The 20,120-nt window shown below is 66.5% G+C and carries 17 protein-coding genes; 16 read left to right on the forward strand and 1 reads right to left on the reverse strand.

The genetic code is table 11. The annotated features are described in order from the left end of the window. The first annotated feature begins 366 nt into the window (after window positions 1-366). Window positions 367-1,125, forward strand: coding sequence for a GGDEF domain-containing protein (locus NVV90_RS20990; protein ID WP_309304077.1), 759 nt, complete (start codon window positions 367-369; stop codon window positions 1,123-1,125). A 25-nt stretch (window positions 1,126-1,150) separates the two neighbouring features. Here NVV90_RS20990 and NVV90_RS20195 read toward each other — a convergent pair whose 3' ends face one another. After that, on the reverse strand, window positions 1,151-2,671 hold the full coding sequence (locus NVV90_RS20195) for a PucR family transcriptional regulator (RefSeq protein ID WP_258439018.1): 1,521 nt from the start codon (window positions 2,669-2,671) through the stop codon (window positions 1,151-1,153). 243 nt (window positions 2,672-2,914) lie between these two features. On the opposite strand from NVV90_RS20195, the gene speB reads away from it, so the two are divergent. From speB to NVV90_RS20270, 15 genes are all read left to right on the forward strand, one after another. Then, on the forward strand, window positions 2,915-3,919 hold the full coding sequence (gene speB / locus NVV90_RS20200) for an agmatinase (RefSeq protein WP_258439019.1): 1,005 nt from the start codon (window positions 2,915-2,917) through the stop codon (window positions 3,917-3,919). After that, window positions 3,916-5,364, forward strand: coding sequence for a cytosine permease (locus tag NVV90_RS20205; RefSeq protein WP_258439020.1), 1,449 nt, complete (start codon window positions 3,916-3,918; stop codon window positions 5,362-5,364). Before speB ends, NVV90_RS20205 begins: the two co-directional genes overlap by 4 nt. Window positions 5,365-5,376: 12 nt before the next feature. After that, window positions 5,377-6,894 carry an aldehyde dehydrogenase family protein gene (locus tag NVV90_RS20210; protein ID WP_258439021.1) on the forward strand — a complete coding sequence of 506 codons (1,518 nt, stop codon included), beginning with the start codon at window positions 5,377-5,379 and terminating at the stop codon, window positions 6,892-6,894. Window positions 6,895-6,922: 28 nt separating this feature from the next. Continuing rightward, window positions 6,923-8,218: a D-arabinono-1,4-lactone oxidase gene (locus NVV90_RS20215; protein WP_258439022.1), complete on the forward strand. Its 1,296-nt coding sequence runs from the start codon at window positions 6,923-6,925 to the stop codon at window positions 8,216-8,218. 182 nt (window positions 8,219-8,400) lie between these two features. Continuing rightward, window positions 8,401-8,844, forward strand: a complete 444-nt coding sequence (gene mscL, locus NVV90_RS20220; protein ID WP_258439023.1) for a large conductance mechanosensitive channel protein MscL — start codon at window positions 8,401-8,403, stop codon at window positions 8,842-8,844. Window positions 8,845-8,973: 129 nt separating this feature from the next. Beyond that, a complete protein-coding gene (locus NVV90_RS20225) occupies window positions 8,974-10,014 on the forward strand; it encodes a phosphotransferase (RefSeq protein WP_258439024.1) in 1,041 nt (346 codons plus the stop codon). Then, the gene (locus tag NVV90_RS20230) at window positions 10,011-10,919 is read left to right on the forward strand and encodes an amino acid-binding protein (protein ID WP_258439025.1); all 909 of its coding nucleotides are present in this window, start codon (window positions 10,011-10,013) and stop codon (window positions 10,917-10,919) included. The genes NVV90_RS20225 and NVV90_RS20230 overlap by 4 nt, the downstream gene beginning before the upstream one ends. 102 nt (window positions 10,920-11,021) lie before the next feature. After that, window positions 11,022-11,456: an SRPBCC family protein gene (locus NVV90_RS20235; RefSeq protein ID WP_258439026.1), complete on the forward strand. Its 435-nt coding sequence runs from the start codon at window positions 11,022-11,024 to the stop codon at window positions 11,454-11,456. A gap of 282 nt (window positions 11,457-11,738) precedes the next feature. After that, complete coding sequence (locus tag NVV90_RS20240; protein ID WP_258439027.1) at window positions 11,739-13,079, forward strand: MFS transporter; 1,341 nt, start codon at window positions 11,739-11,741, stop codon at window positions 13,077-13,079. Window positions 13,080-13,313: 234 nt separating this feature from the next. Next, a complete protein-coding gene (locus NVV90_RS20245; RefSeq protein ID WP_258439028.1) occupies window positions 13,314-14,684 on the forward strand; it encodes an MFS transporter in 1,371 nt (456 codons plus the stop codon). 12 nt (window positions 14,685-14,696) lie between these two features. Next, the gene (locus NVV90_RS20250) at window positions 14,697-16,178 is read left to right on the forward strand and encodes an amidase (RefSeq protein WP_258439029.1); all 1,482 of its coding nucleotides are present in this window, start codon (window positions 14,697-14,699) and stop codon (window positions 16,176-16,178) included. A 58-nt stretch (window positions 16,179-16,236) separates the two neighbouring features. Then, on the forward strand, window positions 16,237-16,920 hold the full coding sequence (locus NVV90_RS20255) for a GntR family transcriptional regulator (protein WP_258439030.1): 684 nt from the start codon (window positions 16,237-16,239) through the stop codon (window positions 16,918-16,920). Continuing rightward, a complete protein-coding gene (locus tag NVV90_RS20260) occupies window positions 16,917-17,705 on the forward strand; it encodes an aspartate/glutamate racemase family protein (RefSeq protein WP_258439031.1) in 789 nt (262 codons plus the stop codon). Before NVV90_RS20255 ends, NVV90_RS20260 begins: the two co-directional genes overlap by 4 nt. 10 nt (window positions 17,706-17,715) lie before the next feature. Further along, window positions 17,716-19,176, forward strand: coding sequence for an amidohydrolase family protein (locus NVV90_RS20265; RefSeq protein WP_258439032.1), 1,461 nt, complete (start codon window positions 17,716-17,718; stop codon window positions 19,174-19,176). 8 nt (window positions 19,177-19,184) lie between these two features. After that, window positions 19,185-19,919, forward strand: coding sequence for an aspartate/glutamate racemase family protein (locus NVV90_RS20270; RefSeq protein ID WP_258439033.1), 735 nt, complete (start codon window positions 19,185-19,187; stop codon window positions 19,917-19,919). Window positions 19,920-20,120: the final 201 nt, after the last annotated feature.

Raw genomic sequence — 20,120 nt, forward strand, 5'->3', positions numbered from 1 at the left:
CTGAAGTTGGCCCTGGGGGTCGTCACGTTGACCCTGTGTTGCTTGTTCTTGGGATCGTTTCGCCGGACCAGGTCCCCGTACAGCGGCTGGTGGTGCGTGGCGCTGGCGTTTTGGCTTGTCGGGAACGCATCGTTCCTGCTCACTGGAACACCTCACCAGGTCTGGGCCAATCCGCTCGGGAACGCCCTGTTGGTGGCTGGGGCGTTCAGCGTGTGGGCAGGCACCCGTTCCCTGCGGCTGCTCCGGACGGCGCGATGGCAGCTTCTCGCCGGCCCCGGAGTCACGGTCGTGGCATCCATTATGGAGAACCCGGCCATCAATGCCTGGTCCGGGGGCCTGGTGTACTTGCTGATGATGGGAACAGGGATGGCCCTTGCGGCCCGGGAACTATCGCTGTTGAAGCCCAACGGTTCGCAAGCCCACCGGCCGCTCCGGTTAGTCGCCGCAGTCTTGGTTGCCTACTTCCTGTGCCGGGGAATCGTCTACGCTCTGGACGGCCCCCAGGGTCCGGAGTTCCGCACCTACTTCAGCCCGGCGGTGACCTGCCTGTTCCTCATAGTCCTTCTGATTACAGTGTCTTTCAGCATGACGGAGCTGAGTAACGAGCAACTCATCAAGGCCCTCAGGGAACGGGCCACCCGGGACGGTCTGACTGGGCTTCTGAACCGTGAAGCGTTCACGGAATTGGCGGACCAGGAATGCCGCAGGCTCGAGGCCGCAGGGTCCGTTTCCACGGTGATCCTGGCTGACTTGGACCACTTCAAGGCTGTGAATGACACGCACGGCCATTCGGCCGGGGACGCGGCGATCCAGGCGTTTGCCTCTGCCTGCGTGGATTCCGTCCGTCGCACGGACCTGGTGGGGCGGTACGGGGGTGAGGAATTCATCATCCTGCTGGCGGGCGCCGATCAAGATCGGGCCGCCACCATCACGGCGGAGATCAGCCGCACTCTGGCTGCGTCGAACCCGCCTGAGGGTATGGCCTTTCCCACGGTGAGCTATGGCATAGCCTCCAGCGCAAACACCGGCGCCGGGCTCGCGCACATGATCGCGACCGCCGACGCCGCTCTCTATGAGGCCAAGGCCTTGGGGAGAAACCGCGCGGTAGCGGTCAATCCACGGTGACCGACGCGGTCCACCGCGGCGCCGCCTACGCCGGGCGCGGGGTGAGGCTGCCCTGGGGATCCATGGCCTCATGGATCTGCAGGGCGAACCACAGCTGCGCCACGGTGGAGGTCTCGTTCATGTCCAGTCCGGTCAGCTCGCCGATCTTGCGCATCCGGTACATGACCGTCTGCCGGTGGGTAAAGAGGGCAGCCGCGGTCTTCTGCCACGAACGCTGCTTGTCCAGGAAGGTCCCCAGCGTGACAATGAGGTCCCCGTGCTCACCCTGTTCGTACTCGAAAATCGGACCGAGAAGACGCCGAACCAAAGCCGTTCCCTCCTCGAAGCTCGTGAGTCCAAGCCACGAAGAACCCTGGGCGTACCGGGCCAGGGTCACCTTGTTCCCTTGGGCGGAACCGAGCGCCCAGAGCGATTCCTGAAGCGCCCGCTGAATGCCGGCCACGGCCGCCGGCGCGCTGATGCCGATCGTGGCACCCTGCCCGGCGCAGTGAATCAGCACATCGTCGGCTACCTCCGCGCAGACCACCACGTGCAGCCGATTGTTGCGCCTCAAGGACGCGGCCGGAACTCCGTGGCGCCAAAGTTCGATGTGCACGTTTGCCAGCCTGTCGCCGTCGTCCGCTGAGATCGAGGCGAGCAGGAACTCCTGTGCCGGGAGCCCGAAAGCCGCCAGCCTGCTTTCCATTTCCGCTGTCCCCAGGCGGCCGTCGAAGGCCTGCAGCAGGAACTCGCCCGCCAGCCTGTGCTCGCCTTCCAAGGACAGGACAATGCGCGAAAGCTGCAGCCCCAGCACCGTTGCGGCGTGCAGAAGTACGACGGCGTCCGGATGCGGCTCGCTGTTCGGCAGCACCACCAGGAGCGCATTGGCATGGGTCGGAATGTCCATGGTCAGTACGTGCCTGCCCCTGACGCGATGCCACTGGAAGTTCTTGCCCGCGAGGGCTACCTGCCCGGACAGCGGAGCCCATTCGTCCGCGAGGAACACCGGGAGCGGCCGGCCTTCGGGATGCCAGGGATGGAGGCAGCGCCGATCAACCACAAACAGATCCGCGTCCAGTTCCGTGGCCAACCTCTGGACAAGGCTCTGCCAATTGTCCTCGGACGCACCGGCCGTCCGGAGAAGGTCGTAGACCCGCGCGGTCTGGCGTAGGCGCCGCGATTCTTCGAGCAGCGAAGCTTCAGCAACCGTGCGGGCGATGGCGATAAACGGCAAGGGGTAGGGGACGTTGATCAGCGGCAGCGGCAGGCGGTCGCAGGCCTCCAGGAACTCCGGCAAGAGCTCAGGCGCGTGCATCTTCTCGCCGATGGCCAGGGCGCTTGCTCCGGAGTCCACCAGTGCCGCTGCGAGCGCCACCTGCCCGGCAGCGTCGGCGGGTATGGACAAGCCGTTGGTCATCATGAGCTCACCCCCGGTCACCCATTCCCACAGCCTGGGCAGGTCGGAGGTGTGGGCCCAGGTGATGCGGTTGTCGCGGCCTTCCGCCCCAGCCAGGAGCGTCAGCCCCAGCTGCGGCTCGGCCACGAGTTCGGCCACGGTGATTGCCATTGAAACGTGCTCCCGGCTCTCCAGAACGGCGGCATGTGGCGGAGTTTAGACATTTGTCTAAGCGCCTCGGCCATTTGTAGTCAATGTACCGCTATTCACCGTGATGCGCGTCACGAAGAATGGAATTACGAACTTCCCGCCACCATTCCCGCACTACTCCCGCTCAACGACGAGCACCCGCAACCATCACCGAAATGCCGGTGGCCCAGCCGCCAGGCAGCACAGCAAACGAAGGATCCCGGCATGACAACGCACAAGCCCATCGGCCCCGTCGACGCAACCAAAGTCCCCCGGTATGCAGGCCTTGGCACCTTCGCCAGGCTTCCCCAGATCGACCGCGTTCCGGACTACGACATTGCGATCGTCGGCGTCCCGTTCGACGGCGGGACCTCCTTCCGGCCCGGCGCCCGTTTCGGTCCTGCCGCAGTCCGCGAGGCCTCCCGGCTCCTGCGCCCCGGCTACCACCCAGAGCTCGACGTCGAGCCCGTCTACGAAGCCCAGGTTGTTGACGCCGGCGACATCGCCTGCACGCCCTACGACATCGCACGTGCCGTCCGCGAAATCGAGGAGCAGGCGCTGCCCCTGATCAGCGGGGACAAGAGGCTCATCTCGATCGGCGGCGACCACACCATCGCCCTCCCCATGCTGAGGGCCCTGAACAAGGTCCACGGACCCGTCGCGTTGCTGCACTTCGACGCCCACCTGGATACCTGGGACACGTACTTCGACCAGCCCGTCACCCATGGCACCATCTTCCGCCGCGCCTTCGAAGAAGGCCTGCTTGTGGAGGACAAGTCCATGCACGTCGGCATCCGCGGGCCGGTCTATGACCGCAACGACTTCCTCCGCGACCACGAATTCGGGTTCCAGATCATCCGCTGCTCGGACCTTGACGTCATCGGTGTCCCGGCAGCAATTGCCCAAGTGAAGGAGCGGCTCGGCGACACGCCCGTCTACGTCTCCATAGACATCGACGTCCTGGACCCGGCATTCGCACCAGGCACCGGAACCCCGGAGATGGGCGGGCTCCACTCCCGCGAACTCCTGGCCCTGCTCCGCGGACTGAACGGCATCAACATTGTGGGCGCCGACGTCGTGGAAGTGGCTCCGGCCTACGACCACGCAGACATCACCACGGTCGCGGCGGCCACCCTCGTTTTCGACCTGCTCGCGCTCATGGTGAACCGCAGCAAGGCCTCCACCGACTCCGTGCGCGAACTCGCTTCGGCATCCCGGACACTGTCATGAACGCGCCCGTCGCCACGGCCGAGGTACCCCGGCTCGAGGACAAGACCATCCAGCCCATCCCCGCGAACGAACGCCACGGAAAAGCCCGGGACCTCTTCACCATCTGGTTCGGCTCCAACATCATGATCATGACCATCGTGACCGGCGGGCTCGCCACCACGGTGTTCGGCCTCAACTTTGTGCCCGCGATCGTGGGAATCATCATCGGCAACGTGGTGGGCGGCATCTTCATGGCGCTGCATTCCGCCCAGGGCCCGCAACTGGGCGTGGCGCAAATGATCCAGACCCGCGGCCAGTTCGGTTCATTCGGGGCGCTGCTGATCGTGGTGATCGTGGTGATCATGTACGTCGGTTTCTTCGCGGCGAACCTGGTCTTTGGCGGCGAGGCAATGGCAGCCGTCAGCCCGGGCATCAGTGTTGACGCGGGCATCATCATCATCGGCGTCGTCAGCGTTATTGCCACGATCTTCGGCTACCGGCTCATTCACGCCTACGCACGCATCCTGAGCATCGCGGCCGGCCTGGCGCTGCTGCTGGCCTTCGCCTGGATCCTGTTCGTCCAGGGACTGCCGGCCAGCTTCCTGGACCAGGGAAACTTCAACTGGGTTGGCTTCATGGGCACCATCTCCGTATCCGCCCTGTGGCAGCTCGCCTACGCCCCGTACGTCTCGGATTACTCCCGCTACATGCCCCAGGGCACGGGCTCGGCCCCGGCCTTCTGGGCGTCCTACTCAGGCTGCGTCCTGGGAACCCTGTTTCCCATGATCCTGGGCGCCCTGGTAGGAACGCTGGCCCTGGCCCTGAGCAGCGATGGCGGCAACGTTGAAATCGTGGGCAGCCTGGGAGCCCTGCTGGGGCCTTGGACGCTCGCCATTATCGGGATCTTCTGCCTGGGCGTGGCCGCGTCGAATGCCATGAATCTTTACTGTGGAGTCCTGTGCAGCCTCACCATCGGCCAGACGTTCAGGCCGAACTGGCTGCCCCACGCCAAGACCCGGAGCATAGCCGCGGTTGTCATCTTCGCACTCGCCCTGCTGATCGCACTGTTCGCCCGCGACAACTTCATCCTCTTCTACACCAACTTCCTCTCGTTCCTGATGTACGTCCTGGTCCCCTGGACGGCCATCAACCTGGTGGACTACTACCTTCTCCGGCACGGCGACTACAAGGTTGAAGACTTCTTCAAGCGCGACGGCGGCGTGTACGGACGGTTCAATTGGGTCGCCATCGGCTCCTACGTAGCAGGCGCCTTGATCCAGGTCCCCTTCTCCGCCACAGCGATCTACACGGGCCCCGTGGCCGCGGCCATGGGCGGCGTGGACGTCTCCTGGATCGTGGGGCTGGTGGTTGTTGCCCCGCTCTACTACTTCGCGGCACGCATCTTCCGGAACAAGCCGGCGGCCGCCCCCTTTCAAGCCCCTGCACTCGCATCTGACCTCATCTGAAAGCGAAACATCATGACCACCTCCCAGACCGAACAGTTCGCCGTCCGACGTTCCTCCGCCAGCTCCGCAGGCTTCAGCGGCGTGCCGCCCCTGCCCCTGCCTCCCACCGGGCACTTCATTGGAGGATCCTTCGTGCCGGGTTCCTCCACCGAGCTCATCGACGTCGTTGACCCCACCACCGAGCAGGTCCTGGCGTCGGTGCGGGCCGGCACCGCAGCCGACGTCGACGTCGCCGTCGCAGCCGCCGTCGAGGCCCAAAAGTCCTGGGGTGCCACCACGCCCAAGGAGCGCTCCGAGGTCTTGTCCCTGATCGCGAACATCATCGAAGCCAACCGTGAAGCGTTCGAAATCATCGAGTCCGCCAACACCGGCAAGCCGCGAACCGTCGCGGAGGACGATGTCTCCAGCACCATCGACACGTTCCGTTTCATGGCTGGCGCGTCGCGCACCCTGACGTCCATGGCCGGCGGGGACTACGCCACCGGCCACACCTCGGTGATCCTCCGCGAGCCCGTGGGCGTGGTCGGGGTCATCACCCCTTGGAACTACCCGCTGCTCATGGCCGCCTGGAAGATCGCCCCGATCCTGGCTGCTGGAAACAGCATCGTCCTCAAGCCGTCCGAGCAGACCCCGCTGTCCACGCTGAAGCTGGCAGAACTCGTGGCCGGACACATCCCGGACGGAATCCTCAACGTCGTCACGGGACAGGGCCGCACCGTAGGACAGCGGCTGTCCGAACACCCTGACATCGCCCTCGTCGCCTTGACCGGCAGTGTGGTCAGCGGCCAGGCCGTGGCGGAAACCGCAGCAAAGTCGGTCAAGCGCGTCCACTTGGAACTCGGCGGCAAGGCTCCCGTTGTGGTCTTCCCCGACGCCGACCTCCGCGCGGCCGCCGCCGGCGTACGGAATGCAGGCTTCTGGAATGCCGGCCAGGACTGCGGCGCCGCCTGCCGCGTCCTCGTCCACGAATCCGTGGCAGCCGAGTTCACGGAGCACCTGGTGCGTGAGGTCAGCACTCTGGTGGTGGGGTCCCCGGACGCGGGAGACGACGTGGAAATCGGCCCCATGATTTCGCGCCCGCACTTCGAACGCGTCAAGGAATCGCTGGCTGACGCCAAGGCCGCCGGCCTGACGATGGCGATCGGCGGGTCTGCCCTTGAAGGCCCCGGCTACTTCATCGAACCCACGGTGATCAGCAACGTGCCCGCGGGAGCCCCTATTGCCACGCACGAGATCTTTGGACCCGTGGTCACGGTGGAGACATTCAGTTCCACCGAGGAGGCCGTCACCCGGGCGAACGAGAGCCCCTACGGCCTGTCCGCCTCCGTATGGACGAAAGACTCAAGCCTTTCGCTGAGGATCCCCAAGCAGCTCGATTTCGGCACGGTCTGGGTCAATTCACACTTGGTCCTGGCCTGCGAGGTACCGTGGGGCGGGTTCAAGGGATCCGGCTACGGCCGCGACCTCTCGCTCTACGCGCTGGATGATTACTCCCGCACCAAGCACGTCATGATCAACCACGGCGCGTGAGCGTTCAGACAAGCAACGGAGCTTAGCAATGACCACCACCAACGTTCCCCGGGCCGCGTCCCCGGCCAGGGCGGCAACCCCATCCGCTCCCTTCGGGACGGACGTCACCTGGACCAACTGGGGCGGGAACCAGAGCGCCACACCCGCCTTCACCGTCCGGCCGCGGACTGAACAGGAAGCGCTCGACGCCGTCCGGTTCGCCATCCGCGAAGGCCTGCCCGTGCGGGCGGTCGGTTCAGGCCACTCGTCCTCGCCGTTGGTTCAGACAGGCGGCGTCCTGATGGACATGTCCGGCCTCTCGGCGATCACCGGCACGGATGCCGTTGCGCGCCGAGCCAGGGCCTTGGCCGGCACCACCATCAATGCCTTTGGCGATGCGTTGTGGGAGCAGGGCCTGGCGCTCAGCAACCAGGGAGACATCGACAAGCAGCAAATCGCCGGAGCGCTGGCCACCAGCACCCATGGCTCCGGCAGGGACCTGGGCAGCTTCTCTTCCAAGCTGCGCTGGGTGAAGCTGATCAACGGCCACGGCGAGATTGTCGAAATCGGCGAGGGGCAGCTCCGCGAACTCCGGGCTGCCCAGGTCGCCCTTGGCACGCTGGGGATCTTCCTGGAAGTCGAGCTGGCCGTCGAGGACAGCTATTACCTGCAGGAACAGATCACGTATCCCACGTGGGCCGAGACTGCGGCTACGTGGCAGGCCGACATTGACTCGAACCGCCACTACTCGTTCCTCTGGTGCCCGGACGACGATTCCTGCGAGCTCCTGGATTTGCCGGGTTCGCCGGGCCAGAGCATGGCGGACCGCAGCTACACCAAGCGGTACAACGTGGCGCAGATCCAGGACGAGAGCGAAATCTCCTCTGTTGAAGGTGCCCGGCTGGACCGCTCCTACCGGATCTACCCGGGCGGCTTCACCACGCAGTTCCACGAACTGGAGTACTTCGTTCGCAGCGAGGACGGACTGGCCGCCGTCGAGGCCATCCAGGACCTGATCCGCACCAAGCACCCGGACCAGAAATACCCCGTGGAGGTCCGCTGGGTGAAGGCCGACGACGGCTACATGTCACAGTTCCAAGGACGCGACAGCACCGTGGTCACCCTGACCACCAAGCCCGGAACCGACTACTGGCAGTTCTTCCGGGACGCCGATGCCGTGCTGCAGGACTTCGAACCGCGGGCACACTGGGGAAAGATCCATTTCATGACCCGGAGCCGCCTGGAGCGCCTCTACCCTGGGCTCGACACCTTCATCCAGGTACGCCGCGAGTTCGATCCCCGGGGAATGTTCCTCAACGACCACACGCGCGCCCTCGTGGGCTGAGTCGGCAATCGCGGCGGCCCTGCGGACCATCCGCAGGGCCCGCCGCTGTGTGGCACAGCCGCCCCGACCGTGAGCCAACCAAGACTTCCCCGAAACCTTCAAGTGGTAGTTTGATCTCTGCACGCGCCGCGCCCGCCCTCCACCAACGGCGGCGGCAACCCGAAACTACCGGAGGTCTTTCCATGCTCAAGGGATTCAAGGATTTCATTCTTCGCGGCAACGTCATCGAACTGGCGATCGCCGTCGTGGTCGGCACGGCGTTCACGGCCCTCGTGGCAGCGTTCACCACGAACATCATCAACCCGGTCATTGCGGCCGCCGGCGGCGTCAACGCCGAGGGACTGGGCTTCGCGATCTGGCCGGACAACCCCGCAACGTTCGTGAACTTCGGCGCCGTCATCACGGCGTTCGTGACCTTCCTGATCACCGCCGCCGTGGTCTACTTCATCTTCGTGGCGCCCATGAACAAGATCAACGCCATGGTCAAGGCCCGCCTGGCCACCGAGGAGCCCGAGGAAGAGCCGCTGCCGGCCGACACCGCACTGCTCGCCGAAATCCGCGACCTGCTGTCCGAGCTCGCAGCAGCCAACCGCGGCTCCGAGCGGGACTCCGACGCCGTCCGCTAGGGGCCCCGGCGCCCTCTCCGGCGCCCCTTCCCAGTTGCTTCGCTGAACCCGGCGTTCCCACCCCGAGAACACCGGGTTCTTGCGTCTGGACCGTCACTGAGACGGCCACTAACTGGGCAGGAATGCTGCATGCCGCCGATGGCCGGATTACTATTGGCTCCCATGCAACCGGAATGGAGTCCACGGATCGGCTGGGACGATTTGCCCCTGCGTGTGCAGGCGGGAATCGAACAGATCCTCGGAGACCGGGTCACGGCGGCCACAGGCCAGCAGGGAGGATTTTCGCCAGGCACGGCGGACAGGGTTCGCACCGTTTCGGGAGGCCGGGCGTTCATCAAAGCGGTCAGTCCGCAACTGAACGAGCAGTCACCGGCCATCCATCGAAAGGAAGCGGCAGTCACAGGGGCGCTGGCAGACACAGTTCCGGCGCCGAGGCTGATCGGCACCTACGACGACGGCGAGTGGGTTGCCTTGGTCCTTAGCGACGTGGAAGGCAGGCACCCGCACATCCCTTGGCGCTTATCGGAACTGACGATTGTCCTGGATGCCCTGCTACGGCTGGCCCGAACGCCCGTCCCCGCAGCCCTCGAGAACCTGCCAACACTCGAGAAGGAGCTAAGTGAGGCATTCAATGCGTGGAGCCGCATCAGAAGCGATCCTCCAGAGGACTGCGATTCCTGGGTCCTCAGGAATCTTGAGTCATTGGAAGGGCTTGCCCTATCCGGCTTGAAGGACCTCGGTGGCGATTCCCTGGTACACACGGACATCCGGGCCGACAACATCCTGATTACACCCAACAACACAGCGGTCCTTGTGGACTGGCCTTGGGCATGCGTCGGCTCATCGTGGATTGATGCCCTCTCCGCCCTGATCAACGTGCGCGTGTTCGATCCAATGTTCGACGTTGAATCCGTGCTGCAGTCCCATGCAGCGTTCGCGACGGTCCGGCCGGACAGCGTTGACCGTGTCCTCGCTGGTCTTGGTGCGTACTTCACTGATGCCGCCAGACTGGCGCCGCCACCGGGGCTCCCAAGCCTCCGGACCTTTCAACGGCAGCAAAGCGAAGCTGTGGTCCGCTGGCTGCGCCACAGGCTCTCCAACCGTCCTGCGCACGATCGTGACGCACAGGCAACCGCGCCGAAACACCCACCGGGCACCATGGGGACATGAAGCCGAAGCAGAAGACTCCCGCCACCGCTGAGCTCTCCTGCGAAGTGTGCGGCCAGATGCCCGAACCGCCCAAGGCCCGCTTTACCGCGGCCCAGATCGCCGTGATGCTCCCCATCGAACTGCTGGTGCACGCCGCGGTGGTGGAAACCCACCTGCCGTACCTGGCCAAGGTGCTCCTGCTGACCGTCACCGCCACGGTCCTGGTCATCTGGGTGGCCGAGCCGTCCGCCGCCAGGGTGCTGCGGAGCTGGCTCCACGCCCCCGCGCTGCGGCACCGGCGCAAGCTCCACACCGCGCCGGCCCTGTGGCGGGCCCGCACCGTGCTGCGCGACCAGCCCGGCTCCCTGAAGAAGATCACCCAGTCCCTCGCACGCCTGGACACGAACATCCTCAGCATCCACGTGCACCCGATGGACGGCACGGTCCTGGACGAGTTCGTGCTGTCCGCGCCCGGCCACCTGGGTGAGACGGAGCTGCTGAAAGCGCTCGACGACGGCGGCGGCCGTGAGTCCCATGTGTGGCCCACCACCGCGCTCGCCATGGCGGACGGGCAGACCAGGGCGCTGAGCATCGCGGCCCGCATCGCCGGCAACCCGGACGAGCTCCCCCTCGCCGTCGCCGAACTGCTCTCCGCCAGAGTGGTCCCCAACGCTCCGGAAGGCTCCGCCGAAGAGCCGGCCGCCGGCGTCGGGCCCTCAGGGACACTGCTCAAGATCCCCACGGCCTGGCACGGACCGCTCGTGTTCTCCCGCCCGGACGAGCCCTTCACGCCCGCCGAATCCGCCCGCGCCCACCGCCTGGCCGAGCTTGCCGAGATGCTCGCGCACCGCCCGGGGCCTCGCCAAACTACGGGCGCGCTTGCGCATCCTACGGAGTTCATTGACGGCCCCACCGGCCCGGCGTAGCTTCGGACATGAGGCCGCGCGGGCAGCGGTGATGCCCCTCCAAGGAGTCGCAGTTAACCCTGGAGCGTGACCCGCCCGCATCGTCGAACAAGGGACCAAGCCGTGATCCGAAGCCAGTCCAGCGTTGTCATCAACCGCCCGGTCGGAGTGGTCTTCGCCTACATGGCAGACTTCGAGCACCTGCCCGAACACGAGCCGTGGGTTGAGAAGGCGTGGCGGACGTCGGAGGGGCCAGTCGGCGTGGGAAGCACTTGGAGCCACATCCGCATCATGGGCCGTCGACGGTTCGAGGCCCCCATCGAGATTGTCGAATACGAGCCGGACCGGAGGCTCGCGATCAAGAGCGGCAACGGGCCGGTGGACGTTGTGGCCACGCAGACTTTCGAAGATCAGGGCGCGAGCACCACCGTCACCGAGGTGCTCGAAATGCGCGTCCGCGGCTTCACCCGGCTTTTCGAACCGATCATCAAGCGGCAATCCCGGGGCCAGGTCCGCGAAGTCCACCAACGCATCAAGAGGCTGCTCGAAGCGTCGTAGCAGCCACGCCAACCCGCCCGGTCACAATCCGTTTTTTGGCTTTGTATACCAAACCCCTTGACAGTGCCCCGCGTCACACTTACCTTTGATTTTGGGATCCCAAATCGGGATCCCAAAGGATTCACCGGATGCGTTTCCCCCACCGACTGGCCGGAACCGCAGCACGTGCCGCCGGGACGAGTCCGGCCGCAGCGGCATCCCGTGCGGTTCGCCTCACAGACATCCACATTGCCCACAGACATCCCCCCATTCCATTCCCCTGACTCCCTTGAAGGAGAAGCTGTGTCTCTCCAAAACACTGAAGTAGTGGCCCAGGAAGGCGAAGAAAAAACCGGCAAGGACGGCGTGCAGCGACGCACCCATGTCCGCTGGAAACTCTTCCTCCTGCTCCTGGTCCTGGTCGCCGTCAACTACATCGACCGCGGCTCCATCTCCGTGGCCCTGCCCATCATCCAGAAGGAATTCAACCTCGCACCTGAGCTCGTCGGGCTCCTGCTCTCGGCCTTCTTCTGGACCTACGCCCTCATGCAGATCCCGGTCGGTTGGCTGATCGACAAGTTCGGTCCGCGCAAGGTCATGACGGCCTCCTGCGTGGGCTGGGGCGCCGCAACGGCCGCCTCGGGTTTTGCCGGCGGCTTCCTGAGCATGTTCATTGCCCGCCTGGGCATCGGCGTGACCGAGGCCGGCGTGATGCCGGCCGGCGGCAAGCTCAATGCCATCTGGATGCACAAGTCCGAACGCGGCCGTGGCGCCACCATCCTGGACGCCGGGGCTCCCCTCGGTGCCGGCCTGGGCGGCATCCTCATCGCCGGGCTCATCGCCTCGACGGGCAGCTGGCGCACTGCGTTCATCATCGCCGGCGCCGCCACGGTCCTCATGGGCCTGGCCGTCTGGTGGTACGTCCGGGACAACCCGCGCCAGCACCGCGGCGTCAACGCGGCCGAGGCCGACTACATCGAGGCTTCCCACGCCGCTGAGGACGCCGAAGCAGCGGCGGAAGGCGCCAAGGGCAAGCGCGCCCTGCTTCCGTACCTGAAGTTCCGCTCCTTCTGGGCCATGTGCTTCGGCTGGCTGGGCTTCAACGGCGTGTTCTACGGCCTGCTCACCTGGGGTCCGCTCTACCTCGCCCAGGCCAAGGGCTTCGACCTGAAGACCATCGGCTGGTCCACGTTCGTGATCTTCGGCGCCGGCTTCGTCGGCGAAATCCTTGGCGGCCACATCGCCGACAAGTGGCGCAACTCCGGCGCCTCGGCCAACTTGGTCATGCGCACGCTGCTGGGCATCTCCAGCGTCGTGGTGGTGGGCGGCCTGGTCGGTGTCACCATCGTGGCCGACCCCACGACGGCGGTTGTCCTGCTGTCCGTGGTCATGTTCTTCCTCCGCTGGGTGGGCCTCTTCTGGAGCATCCCCTCCATCCTGGGCGGCCGGACAAATGCCGGCGTCCTGGGCGGCGCCATGAACTTCAGCGGCAACATCGCGGGCTTCGTCACCCCGATTGTGGTTGGCCTGATTGTCGGGGCCACAGGCTCCTACACCTGGGCGCTGCTCTACTTTGTTGGGTCCGCGATCATCATGGGCGTTTCCGTGCTGACCCTGAACTACAACAAGCGACTCCCGGTCTAGCCGGTACAGCACGGCCCGGTTTGGGATCCCAAATCATTGACGTAAGGGTGTCAGTGAAATACCGTTGTATTTGGGATCCCAAACTGGCATACCGAGGGCAACCTCCTCACCGCAAGACCCAACCCGGCTCCCGCCCGGTTGATTGATGTAGGGCTTCGAGGGCCACCGCCCTCGCCCACCGCCTGTTGAAATCGCTCAACACGTTGAGCCTCGTCGCATCGCCCAGGAGGGCCAATGTCGATCAACTCCCGAACCCAAAGCACCGTGTCCGGCTCCACGCCGAAAGGCGGCGAGAACTCAATGAAGAGGGTCGTCGCCGCGAGTTTCGTCGGAACCACCCTTGAGTACTACGACTTCTTCGCGTACAGCACCGCAGCCTCCATCGTCTTCCCCATCCTGTTCTTCCCCGGCTCGGACCCGGCCACCGGCCTGTTGCTGGCCCTGGCCACCTACGCTGTGGGCTACGTGGTCCGGCCGCTGGGCGCCGCGATCTTCGGCCACTTCGGCGACAAGATCGGCCGCAAGAACGTCCTGGTCACCACCCTGCTCCTGATGGGCCTGGCAAGTGCCGCCGTCGGCCTCCTGCCCACCTACGAGAACATCGGCGTCTGGGCCCCGATCCTGCTGGTCTCCCTGCGTTTCCTGCAGGGCATCGGCATCGGCGGCGAATGGGGCGGCGCCGCCCTCATGGTCACCGAATCGGACAAGAGCGGCCGCCGGGGCTTCTTCGGCAGCCTCGTGCAGAGCGCGGCCCCCACGGGCCTGCTCCTGGCCACCGGCATCTTCACGCTCATGACGTCCGTCCTTGCCAAGGACGCCTTCCTGTCCTGGGGCTGGCGCATCCCGTTCCTGATCAGCTTCCTGCTGGTTGCGATCGGCCTGTACATCCGCATGAAGCTCGCCGAATCCCCCGTCTTCGAAGAAGCCGAGAGGAAGGCCGACGAAAAGAAGCAGGACGAGGTCAAGGCCCCGATCCTCTACGTCTTCACGCACTACAAGAAGGCCCTGGCCCTGGCCGTCGGAGCCCGCATCGGCAGCGACATCGCGTTCTACATCTTCGCCCTGTTCGTCCTCGTCTACGGCACCGAACACCTCGGCCTGCCCAAGAGCCTGGCCCTTGCAGCCTCCACCGTTTCCGCCGTCGCACAGATGATCGCCATCCCGCTGTTCGGTGCGCTCTGCGACAAGGTGGGCCGCCGCCCGGTGATGATCGGCGGTGCCGTAGCCGGCATCATCTACAGCTTCGTGTTCATCGCGATGCTCAATTCCAGGGATCCGTTCCTGGTGATGATCGCCCCCGCCATCGGCCTGGTGATCGTGGCCGCAATGTACGCCCCCGTGGCATCGTTCATCCCCGAGCTGTTCCCTACCAAGGTCCGCTACACCGGCGCGGCCGTCGGCTTCCAGCTCGCGGGCGTCTTCGGCGGCGGTTTCGCCCCGTTGATCGCCATCCAGCTGATCACCCTCACCAGCACCGGCTTCTCCGTGGCCGGGTACCTGTCCGCGGCCTTGCTGCTCATGGTCTACTGCGTCTTTGTCGCCAAGGAAACATCCAAGATCGCCATGACCGACGCCGGCAACAAGACCGCTGCCACCACCCGATAGGGAGCCCCGACAATGAACAACACCGCCCTGCCTTCCGCAGTACCCGGCATCGAGCAGTTGACCAGCCTGTCCATGACCGAATGGGCTCGCGCCCTGCGGGAGGGCCAGCTGACCGCCGTCGAATGCCTGGAACTGCACCTCGAACGGATCGCCCAGGAGAACCCCCGCCTGAACGCGGTGGTCACCCTCAACCCGCGGGCGCGGCAGGAGGCCGAGGCAGCCGACGCCGCCGCGGCCGAGGGCCGGTTCCTTGGCCCGCTGCACGGGGTCCCGTTCACGGTGAAGGACACGCTCGCCACCAAGGGTTTGCGCTCGACGGCGGGAAGCCCCCTTCTGGGGGACTACGTTCCTGAGCAGTCCGCGACGGCGGTCCGCCGCCTGCAGGAGGCAGGTGCGGTGTTGTTGGGCAAGGCAAATTGCTCGGAATTCGCGGTGGAAACGCACAGCCGCAACCCGCTCTTCGGTGACACCTGGAATCCCTGGGACACCAGCCTCACCTCCGGCGGGTCCACGGGCGGGGACAGCGCGGCCGTGGCCTCGGGCATGAGCGCCTTCGGGCTCGGCACCGACTTTGGCGGTTCCATCCGCTGGCCGGCCCATTGCACAGGCATCGCCAGCCTGCGCCCCACCGCGGGGCTGGTCCCGGAGACCGGGCTGCTGCCCTATGTTCCGCCGGCGGACGGGAGCATTCCCGCCCCAAACTCGATGTCCGCCCTGCACCGGCTGGGCACCGTGGCGTGGCTGGCCCGCAGCGTGGAGGACCTCGATGTCTTGCTCGGCATCCTCGCCGGGCCGGACGGCGTCGATCCTTCTACGGTCCCGGTGCCACTGGGCGGTCCCGTGGAAACCCTGGCCGGCATCACCGCGGCATGGTTCGAAGATGAGGGCACCCACCCCGTCCGGAACGACCTCGTGGCTGCCGTCCGCTCCGCCGCGCAGGCCCTCGAGGGCCTCGGCGTAGCGGTGACGCATGGCCGGCCGCCGGGCCTCGAGCGGGCAGCAGCTGCCTTCGTGGCCCTGCGCACGGCCGAGGGAATGCCCGACGTCGTGGAGCTTGCCACCGGCCGCGAGGATGAACTGGGCGGGCACCTCCATGGCTTGCTGGGAGCCCCCGCCACCGTCGTCGAGTACCGCAAGGCCGCCGCGGAACGCGACGCCATCCGCGCCCAGGTTCTGGGGTTCATGGAGGAGCACAACATCCTCCTCCTCCCGGTGGCGAGCGTGCCGGCGTCGGACCCCCGGAACGAAAGCCTCACCGTCGACGGCAAGGACATTCCCTGGACCGAGCTCGGGTCCTGCTGCCGGGCCATCAGCATCCTTGGGTTCCCGGTGGTGGTGGTACCTTGCGGCCTGTCCGAGGAGGGACTGCCGGCCGGCATCCAAGTGGTGGGCCGCCCCTACCGCGACCGCGAAGTACTTGCCGTCGCGGCGGCCCTTGAACAGGCCTTTGGCCGACTCAGCCCGCCGCCATTCGGCTCCCGGCCAGTGGACTGAGCTGAGATGGATGCCACCGAGGACATAGAGTCACTAAAAAACCACGAATGGAGCAAAGATGCTGGCCGCACCTGAGACACCCAACACGGACCGCCCCCTCCGGGAAGCCGTGCGCGATACCCTCCGCACCAGGATCTTCGACGGACACTATGCGCCCGGTACCCGGCTCGTGGAACGGGACCTTGCCGCGGAATTCAACGTCTCCCGGCTCCCCGTCAGGGAAGCCCTCCGGATGCTCCGCCAGGAAGGCCTGATCCGCGACCGCGCCTCCCGCGGCATGGAGGTCAGCGGACTGAGCGCCAAGGACGTCGAGGACCTCTTCGACGTCCGCCAGTCCCTCGAGGTCCTCGCCTGCCGGCTGGCCGCCGCCCGCGCCACGGCCGCGGACCTGGAACAGCTCCAGGGCCTGCTGGACGAGGCCGACCGCTGCCTGGCCAAGGGATCAATCCTGGAAGCCCACCGCGCCAACAGCGAATTCCACGACGCCATCACCCGCATCGCCAACAACGACTTTCTCCGCTCCGCGCTCGAACCCCTCCAAGGCCGCATGCACTGGCTCTTCCGCCACGTCAGCGACCTCCCCGAATTGATCCAGGAACACCGCGACCTCTACGCCGCCATCGCCAGCGGCGACCCGGAACGCGCCGCCGCCCAATCGGCGTCGCACATCGGCAAGTACCGCGAACAGTTCCCCGAAGACTCCCCCACCGCCGAACTCACCCTCCAACGGAAACGAACATGAAACTCCTCGTCATCAACCCCAACATCAGCGACGACGTCACCGCGCTGATCGAGGCCGAAGCCCTGCGCTCGGCCGGACCGGACACCGAACTGACCGTGCGCACCGCAGCGCACGGCGTGGAATACATCGAGACCCGCTTCGAGTCGCTCATTGCGGCCGGCGCCGTCGCCGAAATCATCGCCGAATATCACGGCCAGGTGGACGGCGTCGTCGTGGCCGCTTTCGGCGATCCCGGCATGCCGGCCCTCAAGGAGCTGGTGGATGCGCCGGTCATCGGCATCACCGAGGCCGCCCTCTGCGCCGCCGCCCTGCAGGGCCAGCGCTTTTCCATCATCGCCATCTCGGACCGCATCACCGCCTGGTACCGGGACTGCGTTGAGCACTTCGGCCTCGGCGGCCGGCTCGCCTCGATCCGGTCCATCAACCAGAGCCTGAACTCGATCGGCTCCGTGCAGGCCGACTTTAAGGAAACCCTCCTGGCACTCAGCCGGCAGGCGGTCGCGGAGGACGGCGCCGACGTCGTGATCCTGGCAGGTGCCCCGCTGGCCGGGCTGGCCCGCGAACTTGAGGGACAGATCCCCGTTCCCGTGGTTGACGGCATCTCCGCCGGCATCCGGATGACCGAAGCCGTGGTGGCCCTGCAGTCCGGCTTCCACCGCCAGGGCGCCTTTGCCCCGCCGCCCGTCAAGCGCCGCCGCGGACTGTCCGAGAACCTCGACGCCGCCCTGGCCGCCGCGCAGGCCAACGTCACCGCCCCGGCCGCACGGCCCGCCACCCGGAAGTAGGAGGACAACGATGTCCCACACCCCAGATCTCGTCATCGCCCACGGCACCGTGGTCAATAGCTTCGGCCGGCAGGCCGCGCACGTAGTGGTCGACGGCGGCCGCATCACCCAGCTCATCGACGCCGCCGAGCCCGTCCCTGCGGCAGCCCGCACGGTGGACGCCAGCGGCCGGCTGGTGATTCCGGGCGGCGTGGACGGCCACTGCCACGTGGCCCAGGTGACCGGCCGCTTCCGCACCCTGGACGACTACCGCACCACCTCCACGGCAGCGCTGTGGGGCGGCACCACCACCATCATCGATTTCGGCATCCCCCGCGACGCGCAGGAAACCCCGCTGGACGCCGTCCTGAACAAGAAGCGCCTGGCCGCCGAATCGCGCTGCGACGTGGCACTGCACGGCTCCGTGGTCAGCTGGGACGAGACCGTGCCGTGGCAGCTGGAGCAGCTCGCCGCGGAGGGTGTGCGCTCCGTGAAGATGTACACCACCAACCGCGGCTCCACCATGGCCGACGGGGACACCATCCTCAAGGTCATGCGCGAAATGGTCCGCCTGGACGGCCTCACCTACATCCATGCGGAGCACGACCCCATCATTGCCGACTGCACCGAGCAGCACGCAGCGGACGGCCGCATCGGGATCGAACACCTGCACCGCACCCGGCCCGAGCTGGCCGAGGAAATCTCCGTCAAGGAAACCCTCGCCATGGCCGAATACACCGGGGCCCCCGTGTACTTCGTGCACCAGTCGACGCCCGGCGCCGTGGACCTGGTCACCGAGGCCCGCCGGCGCGGCCAGGAAGCCTACTCCGAGACCTGCCCGCACTACCTGACCTTGGACGACACCGTCTACGGCAGCGCCTTCCCCGAGTGGTACGCCTGCTGCCCGCCCATGCGCAGCGCCGAAACCGTGGCCGCCCTCAAGGACCGCCTCGCGGCCGGGGCCATCCACACGGTGGCCTCGGACCACTCCTGCTACGACCTCTCGCAGAAGCGCGAGCGCACGGACGACGTCCGCTACATGCCGCATGGCCTCCCCGGCGTCGAGACCCGCATGCCGGTGACCTTCACCGCACTGGCCTCGGCCGGCGGCTCCGTGGAGGACTTCGTGGAGGTCTTCTCCGCGGGCCCGGCCCGGATCAACGCACTGCCGCGCAAGGGCGCCATCGTGGAAGGCTTCGACGCCGACCTGGTCGTTTTCGATCCCGCTGCAGAACACGTCGTCGACGGCGGTGCGCTGCACATGGGCACTGATTTCTCGCCGTTCGAGGGGAAGACGCTGAACGGCTGGCCCGCCGTCGTCGTCTCCGCCGGGCGCGTGGTGGTGGACGAGGGCGGGTTCCAGGATCCCGGCCCCGTGGGCCGCTTCGTGGCCCGCAACGGCTTCACCGAACACCGCGATGCCCTGTCTCCGCTGACCCCGGCAGCGCCCGCCACTGTTGCGCCCGCCGTCGATCCCGCTTTCACCCGCTAGGAGCCCCCATGCCTTCCGCCAACCGCCCCATCCGCATCGGCATGATCGTGCCGTCCTCCAACACCTGCCTGGAGCCGCAGAGCTACCGGATCCTGGGTGACCGCCGCGACGTCACGCTGCACTTCACCCGCATCAACGTCACCCGCATCGCACTGGATGATTCCTCGGACAAGCAGTTCGACGCCGCCGGGATGCGCGCCGCCGCGGAACTGCTCGCGACCTCGGACGTGGACGTGATCGCCTGGAACGGCACCTCCGGCTCGTGGCTTGGCGCCTCCCATGACGAGGAGCTGGTCCGCGAGATCACCGAGGCCACCGGCATCCCCGCCACCACCTCCACGCTGGCCTACCTGGAGGCCTTTGCTGCCTTCGGAACCGAGCGGATCGGGCTGTTCACGCCCTACACGGGTGATGTCAACGAGGCCGTGATCGAGTCGTATGCGCGCCACGGAGTGAAGACGATCGACCACCGGCACCTGGACCTGAGCGACAACGAGTCCTTCGCCTCGGTCACGGACGCCGAGATGCTGCCGGGCTCGCTGGAACTCGCGGCCTCCACCCCGGATGCCCTGGTCTACCTGTGCACCAACCTGTACGGCGCCAACATCACGGCCGAGGTGGAGGAGAAGACCGGCGTGCCGGTGCTCGACTCCGTGGCCGTGACCCTGTGGCACTGTTTGAAACTTGCCGGCGCCCCCTTGCTCGCACCAAGGTGGGGCCGGTTGCTGGCAGACCGGTCCTAATCCCGGCCTGGCAGCGTATTGCTCGGTCTGTACCACCGGGCAAGAGCAAAGCGGCGGTCCGTCCCACGTGTTGTCCAGGGCCCTGGATGACGAGCGGCGGGCCCGCCGCTTTGCGTTCACGGCCGTTTTTTGCGCTCACAGGAGCGCCCGCGCTGGCCGGACGGGAAGCCCGTAGCATTGGACGTACAGAGAGCTGTGCCC

Source organism: Arthrobacter sp. CJ23 (assembly GCF_024741795.1).
Classification (GTDB): domain Bacteria; phylum Actinomycetota; class Actinomycetes; order Actinomycetales; family Micrococcaceae; genus Arthrobacter.

Excerpts from the sequence above, each read along its gene's own strand:
- NVV90_RS20245 (WP_258439028.1), top strand. The coding sequence starts at position 13,314 with ATGTCGATCAACTCCCGAACCCAAAGCACCGTGTCCGGCTCCACGCCG.
- NVV90_RS20990 (WP_309304077.1), top strand. The coding sequence starts at position 367 with ATGGCCCTTGCGGCCCGGGAACTATCGCTGTTGAAGCCCAACGGTTCG.
- NVV90_RS20225 (WP_258439024.1), top strand. The coding sequence starts at position 8,974 with ATGCCGCCGATGGCCGGATTACTATTGGCTCCCATGCAACCGGAATGG.
- NVV90_RS20230 (WP_258439025.1), top strand. The coding sequence starts at position 10,011 with ATGAAGCCGAAGCAGAAGACTCCCGCCACCGCTGAGCTCTCCTGCGAA.
- NVV90_RS20265 (WP_258439032.1), top strand. The coding sequence starts at position 17,716 with ATGTCCCACACCCCAGATCTCGTCATCGCCCACGGCACCGTGGTCAAT.
- NVV90_RS20250 (WP_258439029.1), top strand. The coding sequence starts at position 14,697 with ATGAACAACACCGCCCTGCCTTCCGCAGTACCCGGCATCGAGCAGTTG.
- NVV90_RS20260 (WP_258439031.1), top strand. The coding sequence starts at position 16,917 with ATGAAACTCCTCGTCATCAACCCCAACATCAGCGACGACGTCACCGCG.
- NVV90_RS20270 (WP_258439033.1), top strand. The coding sequence starts at position 19,185 with ATGCCTTCCGCCAACCGCCCCATCCGCATCGGCATGATCGTGCCGTCC.
- NVV90_RS20210 (WP_258439021.1), top strand. The coding sequence starts at position 5,377 with ATGACCACCTCCCAGACCGAACAGTTCGCCGTCCGACGTTCCTCCGCC.
- speB (WP_258439019.1), top strand. The coding sequence starts at position 2,915 with ATGACAACGCACAAGCCCATCGGCCCCGTCGACGCAACCAAAGTCCCC.
- NVV90_RS20215 (WP_258439022.1), top strand. The coding sequence starts at position 6,923 with ATGACCACCACCAACGTTCCCCGGGCCGCGTCCCCGGCCAGGGCGGCA.
- NVV90_RS20195 (WP_258439018.1), bottom strand. The coding sequence starts at position 2,671 with ATGGCAATCACCGTGGCCGAACTCGTGGCCGAGCCGCAGCTGGGGCTG.
- mscL (WP_258439023.1), top strand. The coding sequence starts at position 8,401 with ATGCTCAAGGGATTCAAGGATTTCATTCTTCGCGGCAACGTCATCGAA.
- NVV90_RS20255 (WP_258439030.1), top strand. The coding sequence starts at position 16,237 with ATGCTGGCCGCACCTGAGACACCCAACACGGACCGCCCCCTCCGGGAA.
- NVV90_RS20205 (WP_258439020.1), top strand. The coding sequence starts at position 3,916 with ATGAACGCGCCCGTCGCCACGGCCGAGGTACCCCGGCTCGAGGACAAG.